The organism is Burkholderia sp. 572, from assembly GCF_040545135.1.
In the GTDB taxonomy this organism is placed as follows: Bacteria; Pseudomonadota; Gammaproteobacteria; order Burkholderiales; family Burkholderiaceae; genus Burkholderia; species Burkholderia cepacia.
Map to the genome: position 1 here is coordinate 242,450 of NZ_JBEPLH010000007.1, position 20,318 is coordinate 262,767.

The following is a 20,318-nucleotide window of genomic DNA, read 5'->3' on the forward strand; positions in this document are numbered from 1 at the left end:
GCGCGGCAGATGCGGATGCACCAGCGCGCATGGTGCATTCGTACCGACGGCGTCAGTCCCTGCCGTTCTCGCCCGCCTTCGCGCCGCGCGTGCCGTTCGCGTCGGCCGCGCCGACGATTCCGCGTTCGCGCGCCCATACGATCGCCTCGCCGCGGCTGTGCACGTCGAGCTTCGCGTAAATCGTCGCGACGTGATTGCGCACGGTGTTCGGCGCGAGCCCGAGGCGGCCGGCGATTTCCTTGTCGGCGAGACCGTGGCACAGCAGGTCGAACACGTCGCGCTCGCGCGCGGTCAGGTCCGACAGTTGCGCGCCCGCATCCGGCGCGTTCGCGCGCCGCACGTTCGCCAGCTTCTCGATCAGCGTGCGGCTGAACCACGACGCATCCTGCATCGCCGTTTCGATCGCGTACACGAGTTCCATCTCCGTGCGCTTGCGATCGCTGATGTCGAGCAGCGCGACGAGCAGGCAGTCGCGCCCGTGTATCGCGACGGGGTCGGCCGACACGACGCAGTCGCGCACGTCACCGTCGCGCGTGCGAATCTGCACGTCGGCGTTGCGCACGTTGCCGTCGCGCGCGAGCCGGCCTTCGATGCGCTGCCATGCGCCGCGTTCGGCCCACAACCCGATTTCCTCCGCGGATTTGCCGAGCAGGTCGTCCTGCGCATGGCCCGTCATCGCGGCGAACGCGCCGTTCACGTCGAGCAATTCGAAGCGGTCGGCCGTGACGATCGCGGTGGCGACCGGCGCCATCCGGAATGCCGTCGCGAAGCGTTCCTCGCTCTGCCGCAGCGCGCGCTCGGCCTGCTTGCGCGGCTCGAGATCCATGAACGTAAACAGCATGCACGCCTCGTCGTTCATGTCGATCGGCTGCCCGGCGACGACCACGGCCTTCGTGCTGCCGTCCGCGAGTTTCAGCACGGCCTCCATCTGCGGAATCGTCGCGCCTTCGCCGAGCCGCTCGATCGCGAGCTCGCGCCGTTCGGCCTGTTCGAGCACGTCGAGCTCGTACACCGAGCGGCCGAGCACGTCGTCGCGCGCGTGGCCGGTCATGTCCAGAAAACCCTGGTTGACCTTCACGTAGCGCAGGTCGTCGAGCCGGCAGATCACGGCCGGCGCCGGGTTCGCGTTGAAGGTGCGCTCGAAGCGCTCCTCGGCGCTCGCCCATTCGGTCGCGTCGTGCAGCACCAGCGCGAGGCAGTCGGGCTCGCCGGCCGCGTTCGTCAGCACGAGGCTGCGGATGCGGTGGACCCAGCTCACGGTTTCGTCGGCGGCCGATTCCACTTCGACCGTCACGTCGCTGAACTCCTCGCCCGCGATCACGCGATCCATCGGATAGTGGCCGTCACGCACCGGATGGTTGTTCCGGTAGCGCAGCCGGAAGCGCTCGCGATAATCGGTGACGGTCTCGCCGAGCGCCTTCAGCTCGGTCACGCCGTGCATCGCGAGCGCGGCCTCGTTCGCCCAGACGATCCGCTGGTCGGGTTCGACCAGGATCACGCCCTCGGTGAGCCCCGCGATGATCTGGTGCAGCTGGCGCCGGTCGGTATGCGACTTCAGCACCTGTTCGTTTACCTGTTCGTTCATCGAATGCTTGTCCATGTCGTCAGCATGACCGCCGGCCCGGTTGCCGCTTCGTCGACACGCGCCGGCCGGCGCGTGTGGCGATGATCGCGCGCCGCATCCGTGCGCGACAGGCGCGGATGCACTAATCGCCATAGTACATTCGCACCGCGTGCCGCCACCGTGCGGCATCCCGCCGATCCCGGAAGCATTCTCCGCGCCTGCTTTGCGCGCGCCGCACCTCGCGAGCGCACCACCTCCCCTTCACGACACCCCCGTGCAAACGCACTAGCCGATCAGGTGAATTTGCGCGATGCCCGTGCACGTTCGACCCGGTACGCTGGTTCTGCATCGGCGCTCATGCGCTGCCATCCGAACCGCAGAGGAGAAGCACGATGAAGCTGCATCAGGCACCCGATCCGACGCGGCCCGAACCGCCTCCGGACAACCCGCCCGAACCGCCGCCCGGCACCGATCCGCCGGTTCCGCTGCCGCCCGACGTGCCGCGCCCGGACATGCCGCCGCGCGAGCCCGGCTACGACACGCCGATCGCCGGGTAACGCGCGGCACGATCGCGCGGCACGATCCGTGCTCGACGATCGGTCCACTCACCCCATCAATCGAAGGAGAACATCAATGAACAAAATCTCGCACCTTTCGACACTGCTCGCCGTCAGCGCGGCTTTCCTGCTCGGCGCCGCGCCGCTCACGAACGCGGTTGCGCAGGACGCATCCACCGACAACGGCATGAAGACCGAATCGAACCAGCCCGTCACCGACACATGGATCACGACCAAGGTGAAGGGCGAGCTGGCCGCCACCGACGGCCTGAAGAGCGTCGACATCAGCGTGAAGACCGTCGACGGCGTCGTCACGCTGACGGGCGTGCTGCCGACGAAGATCGCCGTGAAGAAGGCGATCGCCGTATCGCGCGCGGTCAAGGGCGTGAAGCACGTCGACGCATCCGGCCTGAAGGCGAAGGCCTGACCTCCCGGCGCGGCACGCCGCCGCGCTTTTTATCCCTGCACGACAAGGAGCACACGATGAACGAGGACAAGATCAAGGGCCAGTGGAAGCAGCTCACCGGCAAGCTGAAGGCCAAGTGGGGCAAGCTGACCGACGACGATCTGGCCGTCGCCGACGGCAATCGCGAGTATCTCGCCGGGAAGATCCAGGAACGGTACGGGATCGCCCGCGACGCGGCCGAGAAGCAGTTGAAGGAATTCGACCGCGAGCTGTGACGCGACAGCACATTCATGCAACCGCCGCGGCGCCGACGGCGTCGCGGCCACCAGGACCTACGACATGGGCAAATACCTGATCGCCTGGCTGCTCGGCGTGCCGGTCGGGCTGCTGGTGCTGTTCTTTCTGATCACGCACGTGTTCTGACGGCACGGGGCGCGGCATGGGCCGGCCGCTTTGCCGCTTTCCACTTTCCCCAACCACATCGATGACCGTGACGCCGCGATCCGGCATTCGCCCGATCGCGCGTATTGCGTTGCATCGCGGGCCGCCGCCCAACGCAAATCGGGCAGGACGCCCTTGCGCCCTGCCCGATCGGCTCATTGCTTCCGAAAGCGGCGTACCCCGCTTTCGCTTCCTTACTTCGCCGCGTTCGCCGTCATCTTGAAGATGCCCTGCGCGTTGCCCGCATCGAAACGCAGGTCGGTCACCCAGCGGCGCGCCGCCTGGTCGAACGTGCGCTTGCGCGTGATGAACTCGTAGAACGAGCCCGGCACGTTGCGCTTCACCGTGCCGCCGTCGCGCGTGCGGAACTCGCGCTCGACGGTGTCGGCACGATACGCGGTCTGGAACACGCGGCCCGAGCGCGAGCGCTCGACTTCCGGCTTCATCGGCCGGCCCTTCGCCTTCTCGTCGTCGGACAGCTTGAACACGTCGGCCACGCGATCGGTCGCATGGTTGAACGCATTGCCTTCGGTCGCGATCCACGCCATTTCCGCCGATTCCATCAGCAGCGTTTCGTAGTCGAGTTCGTTCGGCACATCGTGCTGGCGCGCGAACGCACCGACGATCTCCGGCAGCAGCGCGTGCGCGGCGTCGAGCGACAGCCAGCCTTCGCGCTCGACTTCCCACAGCAGCGCGACGGCCGCCGGCGACAGCGGATCGCGCGACGAGCTGACGACGTTCGTCACGGCCTGCTGGAATTCCTTCGAGAAACGTTCCGGATGCAGTTCGCTGACGAAGAACTGCGCGATTTCGTCCGGCGCGTCTTCATGCGCATACGCGCGGCCCGTCATGCCGAGCTTGTCGAGCGGGTAACGACCGTTCAGGCGGAAGCCGAGCGGACGCAGGATGCGCGTGAACGCGGCCTCGCCCGGCGGCAGCGCGCCCGTGTGCGGCCAGCGCACCGTGCGCAGCGCACCGTGGTCGAAATAGACCGAGCCGCCGCTTTCGATCGCGTCGGCCGTGTACGCGCGGCCGTTCGCCGAACGCTCGAGCAGCCCTTCGAACAGCGCCATGTTCATCGCCTGCGCGATTTCCGCGCGCGTCACGACGCCGTCCTCCCATTCTTCGAGGATGGCCGGCATGTTCAGGGTCGAGAACAGGGCGTCGGTCTTCGCCTGTCCCAGCAGCTTCGTCAGCAAGCTCTCGATATTCGGATTGCGCATCAGGATTCTCGTCTCGGGGGACCGCCGGCAAACGTGCCGGCAACTCGTCGGCCGGCTGCCCAGCGGGCGCCTGACCTTGCGTGGGGAGCATTATTCAAAGGGTTGCAGCCGGGCGTAAAGCGAGATTAAATTGATACGTGATGAGTTTTTGGAATTATCAGCCGTTCCTCGGCCCCGCCTTCCGCCCGACGCCGCGCGGGCCTGACCGTCATACGAATCGAACATCATGCGCAAATTCAAGATCCCCAACATGGGCGCGCTCGTGGCTTTCGAAGCCGCCGCCCGCCACGAGAGCTTCACGCACGCGGCCAAGGAGTTGTTCCTGACCGAAAGCGCGGTGTCTCGGCAGATCGCGACGCTGGAAGCCAGCCTCGGCGTGCGGCTGTTCGCACGCGTGAAGCAGCGCGTCGTGCTGACGCGCGCCGGCAAGCTCTACGGCACGCAGGTGCGCCGCGCGCTGGAGGCGCTCGACCGCGACACGCTGTCGATCATCGCGCACGGCAGCGGCGGCGGCTACCTGGAGCTGGCGGTGCTGCCGACCTTCGCGTCGCACTGGCTGATCCCGCGCATCAAGAGCTTCTACGACCGCACGCCCGACGTGCGCGTGAACATGGGCAGCCGCACCGACCTGTTCTCGTTCGAGGACACGCACTTCGAGGCCGCGATCCACTACGGCAAGCCGACCTGGCCCGGTACGTCGTCCGACTACCTGTTCGGCGAGGAAGTCGTGCCGATCTGCTCGCCCGCGCTGCTCGACCGGCCCGTCGAGCGCGTCGAGGATCTGCTCGCCTACCCGCTGCTGCACTCGACGACACGCCCCGGCGCGTGGGCGCAGTGGTTCGAGACACACGGCGTCGAGGACATCCGCACGATGCAGGGCGTGCGCTACGAGCTGCACACGATGCTGATCAGCGCGGCCGCGGCCGGGCTCGGCGTCGCGCTCGTGCCGAAATTCTTCGTCGAGGAACAGTTGCAGCAGCTCGGCCTGGTCGTGCCGTGCGACGCGGCGACGGTCGGCGATTCGGCGTACTACCTCGTGTATCCGACCGAGTTCAGCCACAGCAAGCCGCTGGAGCTGTTTCGCGGCTGGCTGCTCGAGCAGGCGAGCGCGTATGCGGCGCCGGAGCGCGTGGAGGAGGATGCCGATCTGGAGGATGACGAGGACGTCGAGTAACGCCGCGGTGGCGTCAGCGTGCGGCGGCGTTGCAGGCATGCCGCGCCGGCACGCTGGCCTTGACGACTTTCACCAGCCGCGCGCTATCGGGCGTTTCCAGCCCCGGGCACGCGGTATACAGATCGCGGATCACGAGCGTCGCGCGCCCGTCGAGCAGGCAAACGCCATGCGGCTGCGCGGCGGGCAGCCGCAGCCCGCGCCGCGCAACGTCCTGGTTCGTGAAAACGATCATGCCCGCACGTTGCGAGCGGTCGGGCAAGCGCATCGCCGACGCATCGTCGTCCTCGAACCACACGTCCGGCCCGATCGCTTCATCGTCGTAATCGACCGCGTAACGCCCCGACAGCGTGATCGTCCGGTCGACATGCACGGCATGGCATTCCGGCTCGGCATCGGCCAGGATCGGCTGCTCGCCCGCCGCGGCCGGGCCGCACGCCAGCAACAATACGGCGCACAACGTGCGGGCGCGGCCGGTCAGGTTCGATAAGTCAAACGCTTGGCGGATCATGGGGAGCGAAAGGCGGGCCATCGTGACGACGACCCGCATTGTCGCGCAACGCCCGCGTGATGCGCGTGACGAGCGTCACATATGCCACTTCACCGTCGCGGTGAGCGTGCGCGGGTCGCCGGGCATGTTGTACAGGTCCGCATTGCCGTGCGCGGCAATGAAGTAGCGACGATCGAACAGGTTGTCGAGCGTGAGCGTCACGTCGACCTTCTTGCTGCGATAGCCGGCGCCGAGATTGAACGCGGTGAACGACGGCAGCGTGACGAGATCGCTCGCCGACGTATAACGCGCCGACTGGAACTGCATGCCGGCCGCCGCATAGAAGCCGTACGGCAGCTCGCGCTTGATCCACAGGTTCGCGCTGTGGCGCGGCATCAGCCCGGGCGTGTTGCTCGCCACCGTGACGCCCGCTGCCGTCGATTGCGCCGAGCCGTCGACCGTCCCGTTCAGGTACGCGTAACCCGCATATACCGACCACTTCGGCGCGATCTCGCCGGTGAAGCCCAGCTCCATCCCGTGCACGTGCTGCGTGCCGATCGGCAGCGCGTAGCCGGGATTGTTCGGGTCGCCGATCTGCTGGTTGGTCTGGCGCATGTCGAACAGCGCGACGCTCGCCGTCGCCTTGCCGCCGAGGTCGAAGCGCGAGCCGACTTCATACGCGGTGGTCTTCTGCGGCGCGAGCGCGGCGCCGTTCGCGAACGCGCCGGCACTGATCAGCGTATCGGCGAGCGGCGAGAACGACTGGCTGAACGACCCGTACAGCGTCAGCCAGTCGAGCGGTTCGTAGATCAGGCCGACGCGCGGGCTCCACGCGTGATCGGTACGGTCGAGGTTGACGTTCGACGACGTGTAGTCGTGGCGGATCTGGTTCAGGTAGTCGAAACGCAGCCCCGCGAGCACCTTCCAGTGCTCGGTCAGCGAGATCAGGTCCTGCGCGTAGACGCCCGCGAGCCCGACGACGGTCGACGCGTTCGTCTTCGCCCGCGCGCCCGTCGGCACGCCGGGCAGGATCACCTGCTGCGGATTGAACAGATCGTAGGTCGCGACCTTCGACACGCTGTAGATCGTGTCGAACTTCTGCTGCTGCGACAGCTCGAGCCCGTACAGCAGCTCGTGGCGCATGCCGAACAGCGAGGTCTTCTGCGTGAGCTCGAACAGGCCGTCGATGCCGTGGTCGGTGCGCTGGCGCGTCGACTGGTCGAGCGTGACGACCGGGTGCGCGGCAATCTTGATCGGCTCGTACGTCACGTAGTTCTTGCGTTCGAGCGAGAAGTCGTACGCGCGGATCGCGCCGTGAAACGACAGCGAATCGCTGAAGCGGTGATCGAGCGATACCGTCGCGCTCTTCGCGGAGATGTCGTTGTACGAGCTGTTCGCCGCGTCGGCCGAGCCGTAATACGTATTGATCGGCACGTCGACCGGCCGGCCGCGATACGCGGGCAGGCCCTGGTCGGACGTGCGGCGGTCGTGCAGGTAGTCGAATTCGACGTTCAGCACCGTGTCGCGGTCGAGCTTGAACTGCGCGGACGGCGCGATCGCCTGGCGGTTGAGCTGGAACTGGTCGCGGAAACTGTTCGAGTTCTCGGCCGCGCCGGTCATGCGAAAACGCGCCGCATCGTTCGCGTTCCAGCCGAGGTCGAATTCGCCGCGCCGCTCGCCGCGCGTGCCGAGCGTCACGCCGACGTCGCGCACCGGGTTCGCTTCCGGCCGCTTCAGCACGCGATTCACGATGCCGCCCGCCGAGCCGCGCCCGTACAGCACGGCCGCCGGCCCCTTCAGCACCTCGACGCGATCGACGTTCGACAGGTCGCGGTAATACAGCGCGTCGTCGCGGATGCCGTCGACGTACTGGTCCGTGATGCTGTTGAAGCCGCGGATCGTGATCTGGTCGCGCTGGCCGTCGCCGACCGAAAAACCGATGCCCGGCACGTTGCGCAGCGCATCCTGCATCGACGTCGCGTTCTGGTCCTCGATCACTGCGTGCGGAACGACGTTCACCGTCTGCGGCACGTCCATCAGCGACATGTCGGTCTTGGTCGCCGCGCGCGAGTGGCCGCCGTCGTACGACGCATGCTCGGCAGCCGCATTGACGGAGATCGCGGGCAGGGTCGCCGCGGTGTCGCTCGCCTGCGCGAACGAGGTGCGTGCGCCGGCCAGCGACGTGGCGATCAGAAGCGCATGGCAGGCGCTCTTGTTGAGTTTCATCGTGAACGTAGGGGCTGAAGGAAAAACGGCGAACGAAAACGCATCCGGCCAACGCGCGCATCACGCGGCGAATCGACCGACGAAGCGTTCCGTGAAGGAGACGATGCGCGGGGGATCTCCCCGTCGCATCCGCCGGCCGACGCACAGCCGGCGCGGGTGGCTGCCGGCCGGCGGAACCGGCTCGAAACGAGCCGCGACGTTCTGTCGCGACTTGTAACGGAGCGAAATATTAAACGAGAATGATTCGTGTTTTTAGTAATTTTTCGACGTGTCGCCTGCCCGCAACGTGCATGCGCCCGGCGCTCCGTATTCCTGACGAATACCTTTCCGTTTCGAGCTTTTGTGCGGCCCGAGCGTAATTGAAACGAAAGAATTCCATCTCCCCCATCGGGCGATGAAGGGCCGGTGGCCAGGCGGGATTCGGGATTTGACGACGAAGAGACTGGAGAGGATCACGAAGCATCCGTCGAAGCAGACGGCATGCATTCGAAGTCCGGTGCGCGCCGGACCGGGCAACCCCGACCCGGCGCTCCGGGCAGCCGACCTCGCATCGGCAGTGCGGCGGATTTTCTTCTGTTCTTCACTCCGTGTGCTCTCAGGTTCACTTCATTTTTTTCTTCGCCGCGCCGAGCCATTATCCGCGCAATCCGGCCACAGGGAAACGTTTGCGGGTGCCTGTGGCGTCTTATACCAAGCATTCGGCAACAGTCTTTCCGGATGCTTTCAAGGCATGCGGCACGATTCGGCAAATCTTGCATTCATGCCGGCGTTCCTTTTTAATGGGACTGGTTCCATTCGCTGATTCGGCCATGTTTCCCCGTGACGCTTCGTCGTGCGCGCGTCATCATGCCGATTCAGGATCGAGGATCGCTCAGCTCAGGATTCGCATCGCCCGTCCTTCCCGGACACCCCGTCAAACGAGACCGTCATGCCCGATTCCGCTTCCCTGCAACAGCTGTTTCCCGCCTTTCAGGACATCCCCGCCGAGTACCGGCTCACTTCGCCGATCCACCAGCGCGTGTCGCTCGTCGACGGCGAATTGCGCCCGTGGGACGGCGCGACCAAGACCGTGCTGTCGCCCGTGTGTGTGCGACAGGCGGACGGCAGCGTCGAGCAGGTCGAGATCGGCAGCTATCCCGTGATGGGCGAGCCGGAAAGCGACGCGGCGCTCGACGCCGCGGTGCGCGCGTACGACTCGGGCCGCGGCGAGTGGCCGACGATGAAGGTCGAGCAGCGCATCGCGTGCATGCAGGACTTCATCAAGCGGATGGTCGCGCAGCGCGAGCTGGTGGTGAACCTGATCATGTGGGAGATCGGCAAGAGCCTCGCCGATTCGCAGAAGGAGTTCGACCGCACCGTCACGTACATGACGCAGACGATCGACGCGCTGAAGGAGCTCGACAACGCGAACTCGCGCTTCGTGATCGCGGAAGGCACGATCGGCCAGATCCGCCGCACGCCGCTCGGCGTCGTGCTGTGCATGGGCCCGTACAACTATCCGCTGAACGAGACGTTCGCGACGCTGATCCCCGCGCTGCTGATGGGCAACACCGTGGTGTTCAAGCCGCCGCAATACGGCACGCTGCTGTTCGAGCCGCTGCTCGAGGCGTTCCGCGACGCGTTCCCGAAGGGCGTGATCAACACGATCTACGCGCCCGGCGCGGTGGTCGTGCCGCACATGCTCGCGTCGGGCAAGATCAACGTGCTCGCGCTGATCGGCTCGAGCAAGGTGGCCGACCACCTGAAGAAGCAGCACCCGAAGTCGCACCGCCTGCGCGCGATCCTCGGCCTCGACGCGAAGAACGCGGCGATCGTGCTGCCCGACGCCGATCTCGACCTCACCGTGAAGGAGTGCCTGCTCGGCGCGCTGTCGTTCAACGGCCAGCGCTGCACCGCGCTGAAGATGCTGCTCGTGCACCGCTCGATCGTCGACGAATTCCTGAAGCGCTTCACCGCCGCGCTCGAGCAGCTGAAGATCGGCATGCCGTGGGAGAAGGGTGTCAGCATCACGCCGCTGCCCGGCATGCATCGCACGGCCTACATGACGGACGCGATCGACGACGCGAAGGCCAGGGGCGCGCAGGTCGTCAACCATTCGGGCGGCGAGTTCAGCAAGACGCTGTTCTATCCGGCCGTCGTGTACCCGGTGTCGGAAGGGATGAAACTGTACCGCGAGGAACAGTTCGGGCCGATCATTCCGGTCGCGCCGTTCGACGACGTCGAGACGGCGCTCGACTACGTGACGACGTCGGATCACGGCCAGCAGGTCAGCATCTTCGGCTCCGATCCGGTGCAGATCGGCGCGCTCGTCGATCCGCTCGTGAACCAGGTGTGCCGCGTGAACCTCAACTGCCAGTGCCAGCGCGGGCCCGACGTGTTCCCGTTCGCGGGCCGCAAGGATTCGGCGGAAGGCACGCTGTCGGTGAGCGACGCGCTGCGCGCGTTCTCGATCCGCTCGATGGTCGCGGCGAAGCAGACCGACAGCAGCAAGCAGCTGCTCGATTCGATCGTGTCGGATCACACGTCGAAGTTCATCAACACGGGCTTCATTTTCTGAGTACGGCGGCCGCGCGGCACGGCTCGCTCACTCGCGAGCCGCTTGCGCCGGCCGTGCGCCCGCATGGCCGCCGCATGCACTACACGTTCGACACCAGCAGCCGAATCCCCGCCACGCCGAACACGACGGCGAGACACGCCTCCATCGCGCGCCGGCCGCGCACGTACAGCCGGCGCGCGCCGTTCATCGAGAACACGAGCGCATAGCCGCCGAACACCAGGCACCCGATCACGAGGCAGCCCGGCACGACGGCGCCGTGCGACGCGCCCGCACCATTCGACGACAGCGCGACGATCGACACCCACACGAGGATCGCCTTCGGATTGGTCAGGTGCAGCATTGCGCCGCGTACGTAGAAACGCGACAGCCGTTGCTCGCCCGCTGCGTTCAGCGACGTCGCCGCGTTGCCCGACCATGCCGTGCGCCCCGACTTGAATGCCAGCCACATCAGGTACAACCCGCCGAAGATCTTGATCGCGACCAGCAGCTTCGACCACGCCAGCAGCGCGGCCGACACGCCGAGCGCCGCCACCGTCGCCCAGACCATCGACCCTGAAATCACGCCGAGCGCAAACGCGAGCGCCGCCTTGCGGCCCTGGTTCGCGGCGACCGACATGATCGCGAGATTGCTCGGCCCGGGGCTGGCCGTCCCGATGAAATAGGCCGTGTAGGCCAACAGCAGGTTGGCCGAGAAAAAAGCGTGGACGCTCATGTCGAACCTCGCAGGGATGATCAGCGCATTGTTGGCAAACGCGCGCCGTCTGCCCATGGACAATTGGCCGGCAATTCGCTGGGCCAGTTGGACAGGTCGTGCAGCCGGCTCGCCGTGGGCGAATCCGTCTCGGTTTTGAAACACCCGTCACATTCGCCGCCGGTTTTCGCCGGCCGCGGCGGCCACCCCGCAGCGCCGCCTCCGGCCGGCCGAACGCCTGACAGGCGCAGGCGGCAGGCGCGCGGCGGCCCGTTTCGTCGGCCCGCCATGGAACGCGCGACGCAATTTATCCCCGCGTTACGTTACATCCGTGAAGCATTTCGCTTCGCCGGACCGCCCCGCGCACCCGACATGCATCGCGCCGCGCAGGTAGATGGCCTCCTCGATCGCCGCCACGATCCAGTACCGGCGGGACTCGCCGCCCTGCATCGCCCTGTCGCTCGACATTGCTCGACAATCGCCCCGCCGAGCTGGTACGGAACCTGCGTTCCATTCGGGCGAGACAGCCGCGCCGGTCATCGCGCGGACACAAACCCACCCTCGGGCGCGTCCAGCGGATACGCCCGAACGATTCGCGCAAGCAACGAGGCCCTTCATGGATGCGCTGCCCAATTCGTCCGACACGTCGTTCCAGCTCTTTCTCGCGAAACTGCTCGAACAGCCGTTGCCCGACTGGACCGAAAAACAGCAGATGGAACTCGAGATGGCGCGCTCGCTGTCGACCGAAATGGTCCACCTCGCCGAGGACATGCGCGGCCGCACGCCCGATCTCGCGCGCTGCCTCGTGCTGCTCCGCTACGCGAAGGTGCTCGACTTCATGCTGACGTCGCTCGCCGCGCATCGCGACATTCATCCGCAGACGCTGCGCACGCTGTTCCGCCTCGCGAACCTGAAAGTCGACGATGCGTATCCGGCCTGAGCCGGCACGACGCAGCGGCTGCCGCCGGCGGCAAGCACGGCCACGGCGGCCATTCCCGATTCGCGCGCATGCCCGATAATCTCGCCGCATGAGCATCTGGAACCGGACATCCCGGCTGGCCGGCGCGCTCGGCGTGTTCGTGAAACGCTACGGGCGCAAGGCTCAAAAGCATCTCGACCCGAACGATCGCCGCTACGATCGCGACGTCGAGCGGGCGATGCGGCGCATGTCGCCCGCCGACCTGTCCGATCTGCTCGCCGGCGACGACGACACCGCGAACGACACCCGGGCCGGTTTCGCCGACGCGAGACGCACGCCGTGAACGCCGCCGACTTCGACCGGATCTGGCCGGCCATCTGCGACACCCCGGCCTGGTCCGTGACGAAAGGCCAGGGCAGCTTTCTCACGTTCGAATTCGGGCAGCCCGCGCTGCATGTCAGGGAGCCGCTCGCCGGCTCGCCCGGTCTGTCCGCGGCGTCCCGGGACAGGCTTGCGTCGCGGCACGTGACGGTCGCCGGCAGCGGGCATCTGTGGATCTGCTACTGCCACTGGTCGATCGCGCTCGACGGTCTCGAACTCGCGCACAGCGAATCCCGCTCCGGCGACATCGCCGCCGCCGCGCAACGTCTCGACGGACAGATCCTGCAATCGATTGCGCCGCGCGCCCAGCCGGGCTCGTGGGCGTTCGACTTCGACCTCGGCGGCAAGCTGACGACCTGGCCGTACGGCGACGACCCGGCCGACGAACAGTGGCATCTCTACGACCGGCGCTCGGGCAACGTGCTCACCGCCCGCGCGGACGGCACCTGGTCATATGGCCCGGCGAACGCGCCGCCGGAAAGCGAATCGCCCGGTTCCGGATAGCCGCCGCGCGCGCGCCGCATCCGCTTCCGGCAGCACGCCGGGCTGATGCCGTGCATCAGCGTGACGAGCGGCCCCCCACCGCAAACGGAGGTACAATCGCGCGCCATGAACGCACTTCGCCGCTTCCTGCTCCGGCCAGGCGTCGCGCGACAGCTTCTGTGGGGATTCCTCCTCGTGACGCTGCTGTCCCGCGCGCTGATGTCGGGCGCCGTGATGCTCGATCCGGACGGTCCGGATGCGGGCTCGGTGGTGCTGTGTTCGGGCCGCGGCCCGCTGATCGTCGACGTGGCCGCGCTGGCTGCCCGTTTCGATGCCGGCGCGCCGATCACGCCGGCCAACGATGCGCTCGCGCTCGCCGATGCGCTCAAGCATGACGCGCACGCCGACAACCCGGCTTCTGCCGGAGGCGGCGACAGCCTGTGCGCATTCGGCGCCGCGCTGTTCACGGCGCTCGCGTCGTTCGTGCTGCTGGTGCTGCTGTTTCCGGCCGCCGTACCGCGGCGCTTCCGGATTCACGTCAACCATCTTCCGTTCGTGCGATCGATCTTCGACGATCGCCCGCCTTCCCGCGCGCCTCCCCTGTTCTGCTGACGGTTCCGCCTCGCGGCCCGCGCACATCGATATGCACGGGCCTGCACGCCGTTCGTCTCATACGACCTGATTCAAGCGTTCATCCGCCTGCCCGCACCGCGCGGGCGACGCCGTCATGCGCACCGTCCGCGCATGGCGCCGCGCCGCCCGCTCCGTCGCTGCGCGCAGGCGGGCGCAATGCACGTTGACGTCCGCCGGCACGCGCCGGCGTGGCCGCTCAACGAACACGAGGAGCTGACACCATGTCGACCACCGTCGAGCGGGCCCTCTCGCCCGCCCATTCCGCCCACGCGGGTTACCGGACGCTCTGGCGCTGGCACTTCTATGCCGGCCTGTTCGTCATGCCTTTCCTGGTGATCCTCGCGATCACGGGCACGCTGTATTGCTTCCAGCCGCAGATCGAGCCGCTGCTGTATCCGCACCGGCTCGTCGTCGAGCCTCGTGCCACGCCGCGCCTCGATCCCGACCTGCTGCTCGCGCGCGCGCGCACCGCGATGCCGGCCGGCGCGACGCCGGTTTCCGTCCAGGTCTCGACGGCGCCGGACCGCAGCGCCGAATACGTGTTCCGGCTGCGCGACGGTAGCCGCGAGAGCGTGTACGTGAACCCGTACGACGGCAACGTGCTCGGCACGCTGAGCGTCGAGAACCGCTTCATGCAGATCGACCGGATGCTGCATCGCAAGCTGCTGCTCGGCAAGACGGGCGAACTGCTGATGGAGCTCGCCGCGTGCTGGACCTTCGTGATGATCGGCACCGGCATCGCACTGTGGTGGCCGCGCGGTACGGCGCGCGTCGGGCGCGCATTGCGGCCCGACCTGTCGCTGCGCGGCCGGCCGCTGTGGAAAAACCTCCACGCGACGGCCGGCATCTGGCTCGCGGCCGGCACGGTCGCGTTCATCCTGACGGGGCTGCCGTGGTCGGGTTCGTGGGGCAAGAATTTCAAGGCGCTGGCCGCGACCGTGAACCTCGGCGCGCCGGACGGCGCATGGGGCGGCGCGTCGGTGCGCTCGACGCGCCCGGGTGCCGCTGCGGCGCTCGAGCGTGCGCCTGCGCAGGCCGCCGCGCCGTCCGGCCATCACCACGAATCCGGCGAGTCGATGCCGGGGATGGTGATGGACGACCTGCCGTTGCCGCAAACGCCCTGGGCGGTCGGCAACGTGCCCGTCCCGCATTCGCCGTCGACGCCGACCCCGGCCCCGCTGCCGCTGGCCCGCGCGATCGCGATCGTCGCGGGCCTCGGCGTGACGAGCGGCTACACGCTCGCGCTGCCGTCCGGCGCGGACGGCGTGTTCACCGCGTCGTACTTCCCCGACGACCCGCAGGCCGAGCGGACGATCTATATCGACCAATACAGCGGCGCCGTGTTGAAAGACATCCGCTACGACGACTACGGCGCGGTATCGCGCGCCGTGTCGTACGGCACGTCGCTGCACATGGGCCGCTACTTCGGGCTCGCGAACCAGATCGTCTGCGCTGTGTTGTCGCTCGGGCTGGCCGCGATGGCCGTCACCGGTACCGTGATGTGGTGGAAACGGCGCCCGGCCGGCAAGCTCGGCGCGCCGTCGCGCGAACGCGGCACGCCGCCGATGCGCGGCTGGATCGCGGGGCTCGTGCTGCTCGGCGTCGTCTTTCCGCTGATGGGGGCGACGATCGTCGCGGTCTGGTTGATCGATCGTCTGCTGTTCGGCCGTGCGGCACGCGCGGCAGCCTGATTCGTCGCGCGCCGGCGCACGCCGCGCGCCGACACGGCAAGCCCGGGCCACGGCGTGGCTCGGGCTGTTCGCGCTCGTGCTCGCGCTGGTCGCGCCGCTGATCTCGCAACTGCGCGCGAGCGCATCCGAATCCGTTGGCGGCCTGCCGGCCGCGCCGATCTGCTCGGCAACCGGCAACACGCTCGCGGCGCACGCGGAACCGCATGCACCCGCCGATACGCACTTCGACCGCTGCGGCTATTGCGGCCTGCTCGCCGGCCATCCGCCGTTGCAGTACGCGGTGTTCCTGTCCGCCGCCCCGGCCGTGCGGCATGCGCCGCCCGCGCCGCCGATCCCCGCCGGCCGCGCCCCGTCGAAGCGCTACGCGCTCGCCGCCCGCGGGCCGCCCTCCTCCCGCGCCTGACGCACCTCGCGACCGCGTCGCCGCACATCGCGCGGCGCCGTCCGCTTCGCCTGCCCGCCCTGCCGGTGTCCGATGCCGAGCCCGCGCGCGTGACCACGCGCGGCGGCCGGCGCCGCGCATGGCGCGCATCGTGTCCGTTTCATCATCGTCACCCCAACCATACGTACAACGACATGTTTCCCTTGACCCGTATTGCCGTCGCGCTGTCCGGCGCGATCTCCGTGCTCTCCGCGTCAGCCGCATGCGCACAAGGCGCCGCGCCGACCGACGCGCCGATTGCATCGACACTGCCCGCGATCAACGTCAACGCGACCCGCGCGGCGGACTCGCTGACGTCGAAATCGACCGCCGACCTGAAGCGCACGCTCGACCAGACGGTCGGCTCGGTGGGCTTCGTCGATGCCGACAGCTACCAGAACACCTACGCCTTCACGCTGCGCGACGTGCTGAAGGACGTGCCCGGCGTGTTCGTCGAGAACCGCTACGGCCAGGAGTTGCGCCTGTCGATCCGCGGCTCGGGGATTGCCCGCTCGTATCACACGCGCGGCCTCGAGATCCTGCAGGACGGCATCCCGACCAACCTCGCGGACGGCAGCGGCGACTACTACCAGATCGATCCGCTCGCGCTGCAGGCGGTGCAGGTCTACAAGGGCGGCAACGGCCTCGCGTACGGCGCATCGACCCTCGGCGGCGCGATCGACTTCGTCACGCCGACCGCCCACACCGCCGACGCGCCGAACATCGTGCGCGTGGAAGGCGGCAGCTACGGCACGGTGCGCACGAGCGCGCAGATCTCGCGCGTGATCGGCCCGCTCGACTTCCTCGCGAACTTCAGCGTCAATCATTCGGACGGTTATCGCGACCACTCGAAGGGGCAATACGAGCAGTTCAATGCGAACGTCGGCTACCGGTTCAGCCCGGCCGTCGAAACGCGCTTCTACGTCGGCGTGTACGTCGTCGACCAGCTGCTGCCGGGCACGCTGTCGCTGTCCGACGCGCTGAACAATCCGACCAGGGCAGCGCCGAACGCGATATCGGGCGATCAGGCGCGCAACACGCGCACCGAGCGGATCGCCAACCGCACGACGGTGAAGCTCGATTCGGGCGAACTGCAATTCGACACGTGGGCGATTCACAAGAGCCTCTATCACCCGATCTTCCAGGCGCTCGACCAGGACGGCTGGACCTACGGTTTCGCGCCGCGCTACACCGGCCGCCTGACGCTCGGCGGGATGCGCAACGACCTGATCGTCGGCGCGCGCTTCTTCGGCGGCCGCACGCAGGCGAACCAGTACGTGAACGTCAACGGCAACAAGGGCGCGCAGACGCTCGACTCGACGCAGACGGCGTTCAACTACGAAGCGTACGTCGAGAACCGGCTGTTCTTCATGCCGACCGTCGCGCTGATGACCGGCGTGAAGGCGCTGCATTCGGTGCGCGAGTACATCGACAACGGCGGGCTGCCGCGCGACCCGAACTACCGGTCGACGAACGCGAGCTACAGCGGCGTCAATCCGAAGCTCGGGCTGCTGTGGCAGCCGGACGCGAACACCCAGGCCTACGTCGACATCACGCGCAGCCAGGACGTGCCCGACTTCACCGACCTCACGCAGACCTTCTCGAACACGACGCGCTTCACGCCGCTCGCGGCGCAGCACGCATGGACGATCGAGTTCGGCACGCGCGGCTCGCGCGAGCGTGTGAGCTGGGACGTGACCGCCTATCGCTCGCTCGTGCGCGACCAGTTGCTGCAGTACACGACGAACCCGGACGTGCCGGCGGCGACGTTCAACGCGAACAGGACGGTGCTGCAGGGGATCGAGGCCGGTGCGTCGGTCGAACTGTTGCGCAACGTCACCGGCCGCGGCGCGGGCGACAAGGTCACGCTGTCCGGCATCTGGAACCTGAACGACTTCCGCTTCAAGAACGACCCGCAGTACGGCAACAACCGGATCGCGGGTGTGCCGCTGAACGTGCTGCGCGCGACGCTGGGTTACGCGCGCCCGAGCGGCTTCCACATCGCGGCCACGCTCGACTGGGTGCCGTCGGGCGCATGGGCCGACGATGCGAACACGTTGCGCGTGCCGAGCTACGCGCTGCTCGGGCTGCAGGCCGGCTACGACTTCCGCAACGGACTGTCGCTGTTCGTCGACGCGCGCAACCTGACCAACAAGCGCTACGTCAGCGACATCAGCACCGTCGCGGATGCGCGCACCGCGAACACCGCGATCTTCTATCCGGGCGAAGGACGCAGCGTGTTCGCCGGCATGCGGTACGCGTTCTGATGCGCCGCCTGCCGCATGGCCCGTTACACAGATTCAAAGGAAACCGAAACATGAAGTTCAGTTCGATGCTGCCCGCCGCCTTGCTCGCGGCCTTCGCGCCGGCCGGGCAGGCTCAGGAAAGCAACGCCGCGAACGCCGGCGTCACGCTTGCGCCGATTCGCGTCAACGCACAGAAGGCAACGCCGCTCACGCAACCGCTCGACACCGGCAGCCGTCTCGGCCTGTCGTCGCTCGAAACGCCCGCGAGCGTCGAACAGATCGATCGCAAGACGCTCGACACGCGCGGCGACAGTTCGATCGTCGACGCCGTGAGCCGCGCCGCCGGCATCAGCGCATCGCCGCATCCCGGCAACGGCGGCTCGGAGCTCGGCGCGCGCGGCTTCGTCGGCGCGTCGTCGGTCACGCAGCTCTATGACGGCGTGCGCCCGTACGGCGCGATCGGCGTCACCTTTCCGTTCGATACGTGGTCGGTCGACCATATCGACGTGCTGCGCGGCCCGGCTTCGGTGATCTACGGCGAAGGGGCGATCGGCGGTGTCGTCAACATCGTCCCGAAGAAGCCGACGCGCGGCCCGATCCGCAACGAGCTGCAGGCGGGCGGCGGCACCGAGGGCACGGCGCGGGTCGCGTTCGGCAGCGGCGGCGCGATCAACGACAAGCTGTCGTACCGCTTCGACATCAGCGGCAACCGTTCGTCGAACTGGGTGGACCGCGGCAACTCCCGCAACCTGTCGATCTCCGGTGCGCTGCGCTACGACGTGACGTCCGACCTGTACGTGACGGCGTCGTATGCGCAGGGCTTCCAGCATCCGATGCAGTATTTCGGCGTGCCGCTCGTCAACGGCGCGCGCGATCGCGCGCTCGACAAGAAGAACTACAACGTCGGCGACAGCGACATCGCGTTCCGCGACAGCTGGGCGACGGTATCGGCGAACTGGCAGCCGAGCGACAGCCTGAACGTGACGAGCACGCTGTACCGGATGAAGAGCAACCGTCACTGGAAGGATGCGGAGTACTACACGTACCTGCCGTCGACCGCGCAGGTCCGGCGCAGCAGCTACACGGAAATCTTCCACGACCAGGAGCAGTACGGGAACGTGACGGCGGCCACCGTGACCACCGCGCTGCTCGGCATGCGCAACACGCTCTCGACGGGTGTCGAGTTCAATCACACGACGTTCCAGCACGACAACAACGCGCCCTATTCGGGCACGTCGACGGTCGACCCGTTCAGCTTCGATCCGGGCAGCTTCATCAACACGGCCGGCACCTATCCGAAGTACCGCAGCCAGGCGAACCAGTACGCGCTGTTCGCCGAGAACCGGCTGGCAATCACGCCGCGCTGGTCGGTGATCGGCGGGCTGCGCTACGACCACGCGAGCGTGAATCGCGACGATCTCGTGAACGGCGGCGCGTTCACGAAGGTGTTCGCGAACACGGGCTGGCGCATCGGCACCGTGTACGACGTGCAGCCCGGCCTCGCCGTGTACGGCCAGTATTCGGTCGCGGCCGACCCGATCAGCTCGCTGCTGTCGCTGAATGCGTCGAAGGCGAACTTCACGCTCGCGACCGGCCGGCAGATCGAAATCGGCGTGAAGCAGTCGCTCCTGGACGGCAAGGCGGAATGGACGCTCGCGGCATACCGGATCGTCAAGAGCAATCTGCTGACGGCCGATCCGCTGAACCCAAACCAGTCGATCCAGGTCGGCCGGCAGTCGTCGCGCGGGCTCGAGGCGACGGTCGGCGCGGAGATCGCGAAGGACTGGCGCGTCGACGCGAACGTGTCGATCCTGCGCGCGAAATACGACGACTTCCAGCAAACGTCCGGCGGCGCGACGGTCTCGCGCGCGGGCAACGTGCCGGTGTCGGTGCCGCAGCGGCTCGCGAACCTGTGGGTGAGCTGGCGCTTCGCGCCGGACTGGACGGGCATCGCGGGCGTCAAGTACGTCGGCAAGCGCTTCGCCGATACCGCGAACCAGCTCGTGATGCCGTCGTACACCACGGTCGACCTCGGCCTCGCGTGGAAGCCGCGCAAGGACACGACGATCACGGCGCGCGCGTACAACGTGTTCAATCGCCGCTTCGTGCAGTCCGCGTACTACAACGAGACGCAGTACCTGCTCGGCAACGACCGGCGGCTCGAAGTGCTGGCGAACTACCGGTTCTGACGCGGCGCGCGTGCCGCCGGCACAGGCAC

At 67.6% G+C, this 20,318-nt stretch carries 19 protein-coding genes; 13 read left to right on the forward strand and 6 right to left on the reverse strand.

The features are described 5' to 3' along the window. Positions 1-52: 52 nt before the first annotated feature. Positions 53-1,585, reverse strand: a complete 1,533-nt coding sequence (locus ABIC51_RS15770) for a PAS domain S-box protein (protein ID WP_175852185.1) — start codon at positions 1,583-1,585, stop codon at positions 53-55. Between the two features lie 371 nt (positions 1,586-1,956). Between ABIC51_RS15770 and ABIC51_RS15775 the strand changes: the two genes are divergently transcribed. From ABIC51_RS15775 to ABIC51_RS15785, 3 genes are all read left to right on the forward strand, one after another. Then, entirely contained in the window at positions 1,957-2,121 is a 165-nt protein-coding gene (locus ABIC51_RS15775) for a hypothetical protein (RefSeq protein ID WP_334053972.1), read from the forward strand. A 76-nt stretch (positions 2,122-2,197) separates the two neighbouring features. Beyond that, positions 2,198-2,548 carry a BON domain-containing protein gene (locus ABIC51_RS15780; protein WP_027789765.1) on the forward strand — a complete coding sequence of 117 codons (351 nt, stop codon included), beginning with the start codon at positions 2,198-2,200 and terminating at the stop codon, positions 2,546-2,548. Positions 2,549-2,604: 56 nt separating this feature from the next. Then, positions 2,605-2,802 (forward strand): CsbD family protein, encoded by a 198-nt coding sequence (locus ABIC51_RS15785; protein WP_021162617.1) that lies wholly within the window; start codon positions 2,605-2,607, stop codon positions 2,800-2,802. A gap of 360 nt (positions 2,803-3,162) precedes the next feature. Here ABIC51_RS15785 and ABIC51_RS15790 read toward each other — a convergent pair whose 3' ends face one another. Then, positions 3,163-4,191, reverse strand: a complete 1,029-nt coding sequence (locus tag ABIC51_RS15790) for a DUF1338 domain-containing protein (RefSeq protein WP_027789766.1) — start codon at positions 4,189-4,191, stop codon at positions 3,163-3,165. Positions 4,192-4,417: 226 nt separating this feature from the next. On the opposite strand from ABIC51_RS15790, the gene ABIC51_RS15795 reads away from it, so the two are divergent. Beyond that, positions 4,418-5,365, forward strand: a complete 948-nt coding sequence (locus ABIC51_RS15795) for a LysR family transcriptional regulator (RefSeq protein ID WP_027789767.1) — start codon at positions 4,418-4,420, stop codon at positions 5,363-5,365. A 13-nt stretch (positions 5,366-5,378) separates the two neighbouring features. Here the strand turns inward: ABIC51_RS15795 and ABIC51_RS15800 are convergent, their stop codons facing one another. Together ABIC51_RS15800 and ABIC51_RS15805 are read right to left on the reverse strand one after the other, a co-directional pair. Beyond that, positions 5,379-5,912, reverse strand: coding sequence for a hypothetical protein (locus ABIC51_RS15800; RefSeq protein WP_301762516.1), 534 nt, complete (start codon positions 5,910-5,912; stop codon positions 5,379-5,381). Between the two features lie 36 nt (positions 5,913-5,948). Then, positions 5,949-8,078 (reverse strand): TonB-dependent receptor, encoded by a 2,130-nt coding sequence (locus ABIC51_RS15805; RefSeq protein ID WP_175899265.1) that lies wholly within the window; start codon positions 8,076-8,078, stop codon positions 5,949-5,951. Positions 8,079-9,006: 928 nt separating this feature from the next. Here ABIC51_RS15805 and ABIC51_RS15810 point away from each other — a divergent pair. Next, positions 9,007-10,635 carry an NADP-dependent glyceraldehyde-3-phosphate dehydrogenase gene (locus ABIC51_RS15810; RefSeq protein WP_175860758.1) on the forward strand — a complete coding sequence of 543 codons (1,629 nt, stop codon included), beginning with the start codon at positions 9,007-9,009 and terminating at the stop codon, positions 10,633-10,635. Positions 10,636-10,714: 79 nt separating this feature from the next. On the opposite strand, the gene ABIC51_RS15815 is transcribed toward ABIC51_RS15810, so the two are convergent. Together ABIC51_RS15815 and ABIC51_RS15820 are read right to left on the reverse strand one after the other, a co-directional pair. After that, on the reverse strand, positions 10,715-11,347 hold the full coding sequence (locus ABIC51_RS15815; RefSeq protein WP_060312442.1) for a LysE family translocator: 633 nt from the start codon (positions 11,345-11,347) through the stop codon (positions 10,715-10,717). Between the two features lie 297 nt (positions 11,348-11,644). After that, on the reverse strand, positions 11,645-11,794 hold the full coding sequence (locus ABIC51_RS15820) for a hypothetical protein (RefSeq protein ID WP_175899263.1): 150 nt from the start codon (positions 11,792-11,794) through the stop codon (positions 11,645-11,647). Positions 11,795-11,942: 148 nt separating this feature from the next. Between ABIC51_RS15820 and ABIC51_RS15825 the strand changes: the two genes are divergently transcribed. The 8 genes from ABIC51_RS15825 to ABIC51_RS15860 all read left to right on the forward strand — a co-directional run bounded on the left by ABIC51_RS15825 (position 11,943) and on the right by ABIC51_RS15860 (position 20,289). Further along, a complete protein-coding gene (locus tag ABIC51_RS15825) occupies positions 11,943-12,266 on the forward strand; it encodes a hypothetical protein (RefSeq protein ID WP_021162626.1) in 324 nt (107 codons plus the stop codon). Between the two features lie 88 nt (positions 12,267-12,354). Then, positions 12,355-12,588: a hypothetical protein gene (locus ABIC51_RS15830; protein ID WP_175899261.1), complete on the forward strand. Its 234-nt coding sequence runs from the start codon at positions 12,355-12,357 to the stop codon at positions 12,586-12,588. Further along, on the forward strand, positions 12,585-13,130 hold the full coding sequence (locus ABIC51_RS15835) for a hypothetical protein (protein ID WP_175899259.1): 546 nt from the start codon (positions 12,585-12,587) through the stop codon (positions 13,128-13,130). The genes ABIC51_RS15830 and ABIC51_RS15835 overlap by 4 nt, the downstream gene beginning before the upstream one ends. A 105-nt stretch (positions 13,131-13,235) precedes the next feature. Next, entirely contained in the window at positions 13,236-13,721 is a 486-nt protein-coding gene (locus tag ABIC51_RS15840; protein ID WP_175899257.1) for a hypothetical protein, read from the forward strand. A 242-nt stretch (positions 13,722-13,963) separates the two neighbouring features. Then, positions 13,964-15,433, forward strand: coding sequence for a PepSY-associated TM helix domain-containing protein (locus ABIC51_RS15845; RefSeq protein ID WP_175899255.1), 1,470 nt, complete (start codon positions 13,964-13,966; stop codon positions 15,431-15,433). Further along, positions 15,411-15,836, forward strand: coding sequence for a DUF2946 family protein (locus ABIC51_RS15850; RefSeq protein WP_175899253.1), 426 nt, complete (start codon positions 15,411-15,413; stop codon positions 15,834-15,836). Before ABIC51_RS15845 ends, ABIC51_RS15850 begins: the two co-directional genes overlap by 23 nt. A 173-nt stretch (positions 15,837-16,009) precedes the next feature. Continuing rightward, positions 16,010-18,121 carry a TonB-dependent receptor family protein gene (locus tag ABIC51_RS15855; RefSeq protein ID WP_175899251.1) on the forward strand — a complete coding sequence of 704 codons (2,112 nt, stop codon included), beginning with the start codon at positions 16,010-16,012 and terminating at the stop codon, positions 18,119-18,121. A gap of 50 nt (positions 18,122-18,171) precedes the next feature. After that, complete coding sequence (locus ABIC51_RS15860; protein ID WP_175899249.1) at positions 18,172-20,289, forward strand: TonB-dependent receptor; 2,118 nt, start codon at positions 18,172-18,174, stop codon at positions 20,287-20,289. Positions 20,290-20,318 lie beyond the last annotated feature (29 nt).